Annotated in this window: 6 protein-coding genes; 5 read left to right on the top strand and 1 reads right to left on the bottom strand. The window is 65.7% G+C overall.

Annotated features, from left to right (window positions below; all coding sequences use genetic code 11):
* Positions 1-670: 670 nt before the first annotated feature.
* Positions 671-1,333 carry a c-type cytochrome gene (locus ACDELDRAFT_RS17865; protein ID WP_005799386.1) on the bottom strand — a complete coding sequence of 221 codons (663 nt, stop codon included), beginning with the start codon at positions 1,331-1,333 and terminating at the stop codon, positions 671-673.
* A 105-nt stretch (positions 1,334-1,438) separates the two neighbouring features.
* Here ACDELDRAFT_RS17865 and ACDELDRAFT_RS17860 point away from each other — a divergent pair, with 105 nt between their 5' ends.
* The 5 genes from ACDELDRAFT_RS17860 to ACDELDRAFT_RS17840 form a co-directional block, all read left to right on the top strand.
* Entirely contained in the window at positions 1,439-2,293 is an 855-nt protein-coding gene (locus ACDELDRAFT_RS17860) for an AAA family ATPase (RefSeq protein WP_005799385.1), read from the top strand.
* 83 nt (positions 2,294-2,376) lie between these two features.
* Positions 2,377-2,607, top strand: coding sequence for a hypothetical protein (locus ACDELDRAFT_RS17855; RefSeq protein ID WP_005799384.1), 231 nt, complete (start codon positions 2,377-2,379; stop codon positions 2,605-2,607).
* A 2-nt stretch (positions 2,608-2,609) separates the two neighbouring features.
* Positions 2,610-3,212 (top strand): GNAT family N-acetyltransferase, encoded by a 603-nt coding sequence (locus ACDELDRAFT_RS17850; protein WP_005799383.1) that lies wholly within the window; start codon positions 2,610-2,612, stop codon positions 3,210-3,212.
* A gap of 18 nt (positions 3,213-3,230) precedes the next feature.
* Positions 3,231-4,418, top strand: a complete 1,188-nt coding sequence (locus ACDELDRAFT_RS17845) for a vWA domain-containing protein (protein WP_005799382.1) — start codon at positions 3,231-3,233, stop codon at positions 4,416-4,418.
* A 282-nt stretch (positions 4,419-4,700) separates the two neighbouring features.
* On the top strand, positions 4,701-6,263 hold a 1,563-nt coding region (locus ACDELDRAFT_RS17840; RefSeq protein ID WP_005799381.1), incomplete at its 3' end, for an autotransporter assembly complex protein TamA.

Here is a 6,263-nt window from a genome sequence, read left to right as displayed (position 1 = left end):
GCCGGGCATACGGATCAGCGAGGCCGGCGTTGGGCGTGTCAGCGCCGTAGAGGATGCGCAGCCATGCGCGGTGGCTCGCCGCGACCAGGGCGGCGCGGTCCAGCGCATGCTCGGCTGCGGCAGAGAAATCGGTGATGGCGACAATGGTGTTCAGGTGCATGGAATTTCCCGATCAGCGTGAAACGGCCGGCGCAGGGCGCCGCATTGGAAACGCCATCGGCGCACCCACGCACAGAAAATTTCTCCAGCGCAGGCGGCGAAAACCAGGGTCCGGCACCGGGGCGCAACCTGCGGCCCGCGTGCCATGGCATGGCGAGCGGCCCGGCGGTTGGTCGATGACGCTTGAAGGGGAAAGGAAGAACCGCCGGGCCTAGACGTCTGCGGCCGGCGCAGCTGGTTTCGAAACACCCATCCTTTGCACGGCGCGCGCAAGCACGGGCCCGCTCCGCAAGGGACGGCCGGCAGGGGCGCAAGGGTGGGCGGCGAGGAAACGCATGGCCCATTCTAGGAAGCCCCCGTGCGCACGACAACCAAGCCCCCACGGCCCATGCCAGATAAGCAGGCGCTCACCTGCGGGCCCGCCCCGGCGCGGGCGGGAGCAAAAAAAGCCCGCACGCGGCGGGCTTATCGGGTCTGGCAGCGACCGGGGCACACCCCGGCCAAGCCCGGGTCAACGAAAACGCGATTGCGGCACCGTGTGCAGGTCGCCATCAAGCGAACCCACGTAGCTGGCCAGCGCCTTCAACTCGGCATTGGTGAACTGCTTGGCCACGCCGCCCATGATGGCGTTGCCGCGGCCCACCATGGCGTTCTTTTCCACCTTGTAGGACTTGAGTGCGACGAACAGGTAATCGGGGTGCTGGCCCGCGATCTTGGGGTAGGAGGGATCAATGGGCTTGGCGAAGTTGTCGCCATGGCACGAAACGCAGGCACCCTTCTTCAACAATTCGGCCACTTGCACGCTGGGCTCGCGGCCGGGCTTGGCGGGCAGTTCGGCGCCGGTCTTGCCGTGCTGCTCGTAATAGGCGGCCACGTCGGCGATGTCCTGCTCGGACAGCGAATCGGCAATGCCGCGCATGGTGGGATGCTTGCGCTCGCCCTTCTTGTAGGCGGTGAGCGCCGCTGCAATGTACTTGCCGCTCTGGCCCGAAATCATGGGCACCTTGTGAACTTCGGGGAAGCTGGCCTGGTAGCCCTGGATGCCGTGGCAGCCAATGCACATCGCAATCTTTTGCTTGCCGGCTTCGACATCACCCTTGACCTCCTGGGCGTGGGACAACGCCGTCACGGAAGCGACAGCCAGGGCAAATATCGTGGTCAACGTCTTGTTCATTTTGCGCGCACAATCGTGTGAAGGTTCAGCTCAGGGCTCTGATCAGCGGATGATTATAGCCAGCGCCTGTCAAGCCCATTCATCAACGTTTCGGTGATTTCCCTCATGAAATTCCAAGGTTCCCAGAACTACGTCGCCACCCAGGACCTGATGCTTGCCGTGAATGCGGCCATCACGCTGCAGCGCCCCCTGCTCATCAAGGGTGAGCCCGGCACCGGCAAGACCATGCTCGCCGAGGAAGTGGCCCAGGCGCTCGATATGCCGCTGCTGCAGTGGCACATCAAGTCCACCACCAAGGCGCAGCAGGGCCTGTATGAATATGACGCCGTGAGCCGCCTGCGCGACAGCCAGCTCAATGACGGCGACAGCGCCGAGCGCGTGAAGAACATCCGCAACTACATCATCCAGGGCGTGCTGTGGCAGGCCTTCACGGCCGATCAGCCCGTGGCGCTGCTGATCGACGAGATCGACAAGGCCGACATCGAATTCCCGAACGACCTGCTGCGCGAGATCGACCGCATGGAGTTCTACTGCTACGAAACGCGCGAACTCATCAAGGCCAAGCACCGGCCGCTGGTGTTCATCACCTCGAACAACGAGAAAGAGCTGCCCGACGCGTTTTTGCGCCGCTGCTTCTTCCACTTCATCAAGTTCCCCGAAGCCGACACGATGCGCCAGATCGTCAACGTGCACTTCCCTACGCTCAAGAGCGAGCTGCTCGGGGTGGCGATGAAAACGTTCTATGACGTGCGCAACCTGCCCGGCCTCAAAAAGAAACCCTCGACCAGCGAGCTGCTCGACTGGCTCAAGCTGCTGGTGGCCGAGGACATTCCGCTCACGGCCCTGCAAAGCGCCGACAACAAGGTGGCGGTGCCGCCGCTGGTGGGCGCGCTGCTCAAGAACGAGCAGGACGTGAGCCTGTTCGAGAAACTGGTCTTCATGAACCAGCGGAACCGATGACCGCTGCGCCATGCCGTCTGCTGGTGGGTTCGACCCATGCGGCACACAGGCGCGGCATCCGCCAACTTTTTTGAACGCACGGCATGACTGACACCAACCGGTTGCTGATGGAAGGCATCTCCGACGCCGTGGGCTTCGTCGGTGGCGCGCTGGCAGGGTTCTGGCTGGGCCAGCTTCTGGGCTTCGACATCTTTGACACAGGCTATGGCACCGCCAGCCTGCTGGGCATTGCACTGGTCGGCCTGGGGGGCGGACTGGGTCTGCACGGGGCCCGGCGCTGGCGCGCCGGCCGCCGGCCCCCACAGGAGCAATGAGCATGGCATTTGTAGAACCCGTCACGCTGCGCGAACGCGGTGTGCGCCTGGAGCCCCTGGCGCTTTCCCACGAAGACGGCTTGCGCGCCGCCGCCGCCGATGGCGAACTCTGGAAGCTGCGCATCACCTCGGTGCCCGAGCCCGAGGGCACGCGCGCCTACATCGAAAGCGCGCTGGCCATGCGCGAGCAGGGCCAGCGCTTTGCCTTTGCCGTGGTGGAAGAAGCCACAGGCAAGGTCTTGGGCACCACCAGCTACCACGACATCGTGCCCGCCGTGCGCCGCGTGGAGATTGGCTACACCTGGTATGCGGCCAGCGTGCAGCGCACCCACGTCAACACCACCTGCAAGCTGCTGATGATGGGCCACGCCTTCGACACGCTGGCCTGTCACGTGGTGGGCTGGCGCACCGACAACTACAACTTTGCCTCGCAGCGTGCCATCGAGCGCCTGGGCGCCAAAAAAGACGGCGTGCTGCGCGGGCACGCGCTGCGCCGCGACGGCACCATCCGAGACACCGTCATGTACAGCATGCGCGCGGGTGAATGGCCCGAGGCCCGAGCACAGTTGCTATATCTTTTAGAGCGTTACTCGCCCGCCGCATAAGCGCCAGAGGCCAAAATCATGCTGATCGACTTCTTCTACACCCTGCGCGCGGCCAAGCTGCCCGTGTCCGTGAAGGAATACCTCACCCTGCTCGAAGCACTGCAGGCCGGCGTGGTGGGCCCCAAGTCGGATGACGCGTGGAGCCTGGACGATTTCTACAACCTCTCGCGCCTCACGCTGGTCAAGGACGAGAAGCACTACGACAAATTCGACCGGGCCTTCGGCGCCTACTTCAAGGGCGTGGAGATGGTGGCCGACTTCACCAAGGAGATCCCGGCCGACTGGCTGCGCAAGATCCTGGAAAACGAACTTACGCCCGAGCAAAAGGCCGCCATCGAGAAGATGGGCTGGGACGAACTCATGGAGACGCTCAAGAAGCGCCTCGAAGAGCAGAAAGAACGCCACGAGGGCGGCAACAAGTGGATTGGTACGGGCGGCACCAGCCCGTTCGGCCACGGCGGCTACAACCCGCAGGGCGTACGCATTGGCGGCGCGGGCAAGAACAAGAGCGCGGTGAAGGTGTGGGAGCAGCGCGCCTACAAGGACTACGACGACCAGCAGGAGCTGGGCACGCGCAACATCAAGGTGGCGCTGCGCCGCCTGCGCAAGTTTGCACGCGAAGGGCACGAGCTGGAGCTGGACCTGCCCGACACCATCCGCAGCACGGCCGCCAACGCAGGCTACCTCGACATCAAGATGGTGCCCGAGCGTCACAACAACGTGAAGGTGCTGCTGCTCATGGACGTGGGTGGCACGATGGACGAGCACATCCAGCGGGTTGAAGAGCTGTTCAGTGCGGTCAAGAGCGAGTTCAAGCACCTGGAGTTCTATTACTTCCACAACTGCGTGTACGACTTCATGTGGAAGAACAACCGCCGCCGCTTTGCCGAGAAGTTCCCGACCTGGGACATCATCCGCAAGTACAACAAGGACTACAAGCTGATCTTTGTGGGCGATGCGACCATGAGCCCGTACGAGATCCTGCAGCCCGGCGGCAGCGTGGAATACAACAACGAGGAGCCGGGTGCCGAGTGGATCCAACGGCTCACGCACGCCTTCCCCAAGCACGCATGGATCAACCCCGAGCCGCAGGGTGTGTGGCAATACCGCCAGAGCATCAGCATCATCCAGCAGCTCATTGGCAACCGCATGTACCCGCTGTCGCTCAAGGGGCTCGAAGAAACCATGCGCCTGTTGTCCAAATAAACGGCGCCGTGGGCACGGCAGGCAGGCGCTTGGGCCGCCCCGGCATGGCGGGGGGCGAAATTGTCTGACAGGCAGGGGGCGCGTTTGGGTGCATAGTGGCGATGCCGCGCAACCCGGCGGGCGCCTGGACACCCTTGGTGCGCGGCCCGCCCTGCGGTTGCACCCACGCACTGTTCCGCCCTACGCCCACTTTTCTCTCTTGCCGTGACCCCTCGCGTTCTGCACTCCATTGCCCACCTTGCAACGCCGGCCCGATGGCCGGCGTTGCTGCTTTTCGGCGCGATGGCCCTGCAAGGGTGCAGCCTGCTGCCAGGCGCCGAGAAAGGCCACCCGGCGGGCGCCGAACCGGATACCGCCACCACGCCGCAGCGCCCTTCGTTCGACCTTGTGGTGCGCGCACCCGACAGCGTGCGCGAAACACTCGAGCGCCACCTCGAGCTGCAGCGCTTTCGCGCCCTGCCCGACCTGCAGATGAACGAACTGCAGCGGCTGCTGGGCGCCGCAGACGCCAACGCCCGCGAACTGCTGGGCACCATGGGCTACTTTGCCCCCACCATCACGGTCGAACTGGCTGAGACTTCCGCGGCTGCCGCGGTGGCCAACGCCGCCCCCCGTACCGTCACGGTGACCGTGGAACCCGGCCCGCGAACGCACATCGCCAGTGCCAACATCACCATTGCCGGCAGCGCCGAAGCCGATGCAGACAGCCTTGCGCGCCAGCGCCAGCGGGTGCAGCGCAACTGGTCGCTAACGCCGGGTCAGCCCTTCACCCAGTCGGCCTGGGACGGCGCCAAAGCCGATGGCCTGCGCCAGTTGCAGGCACGGCGCTATCCCACGGCACGCATTGCCAACAGCCGCGCCGAGATCGATGCCGACCGGCACGAGGCCCAACTCAGCGTGGCTTACGACCCAGGCCCCGCTTACCGCTTTGGCCCCCTGCGGGTGCAGGGCAGCCAGCGCTACGACAGCGACGCGGCCCGGCGCCTGGCACGCCTGCCCACCGGCGCCGTGTACGACGAAGCCGAGATGCTCGACGCGCAGCTGCGCTTGGCCGGCAGCGGCTACTACGACGCGGTGTTCCTCACGCTCGACACCGACGGCACGGATCCCCGGTCGGCCCCGGTGGTGGCCCAGGTGCGCGAGGCGCAGATGCAAAAACTCGTGTTCGGGCCCGGTTTCTCAACCGACAGCGGCGCGCGGCTGTCGCTGGAGCACATCCACAACCAGATGCCCGTGCTGGGCTGGCGCGCCGTGAGCAAGCTCTCGCTGGACCGCGAGACCAAGCTGGCCAGCACCGAATGGATGGACCTGCCCGACGACAGCGGCTGGCGCTGGTTTGGCGGCGGACAGGTGCAGCGCGAAGCCACGGGCGACTACGACGTCAACAGCGGCCGGCTGCGCGCGGGCCGCAGCAAGGGCACGCGCAGCATCGACCGCAACTACTTCCTGCAGTACGACCACACCCACAGCCAGGGGACGAACGCGCCCGCATCCAGCAGCGCGGTGAGCGCAAACTACGGCTGGACGGGGCGCTACTTCAACAGCCTCACGGCCCCCACCCGGGGCCACGGCTTGGCGGTGGAACTGGGCGTGGGCACCACCCTGCGGCCCGATCGCGACCCGTTCATTCGCACCCTGGTGCGCTGGCAATCCTTCATCCCCGCCGGGCGCGTGCAGGACGACGCGGGCACGGCACGCACTGCGCGCGTGGCGCTGCGCGCCGAGGCGGGTGCCGTGCTGGCCCGCCAGGGCGCGCAGATTCCCGTGACGCAGCTCTTTCTGACCGGCGGCGACACCACCGTGCGCGGCTACGGCTACCGCAGCATCGGCGCGCGCACCGACAAC

The sequence above is a fragment of the Acidovorax delafieldii 2AN genome, assembly GCF_000175235.1.
In the GTDB taxonomy this organism is placed as follows: domain Bacteria; phylum Pseudomonadota; class Gammaproteobacteria; order Burkholderiales; family Burkholderiaceae_C; genus Acidovorax; species Acidovorax delafieldii_B.
The sequence above is the reverse complement of the archived record's forward strand: the minus strand, read 5'-3'. Positions and strand labels throughout refer to the sequence as shown.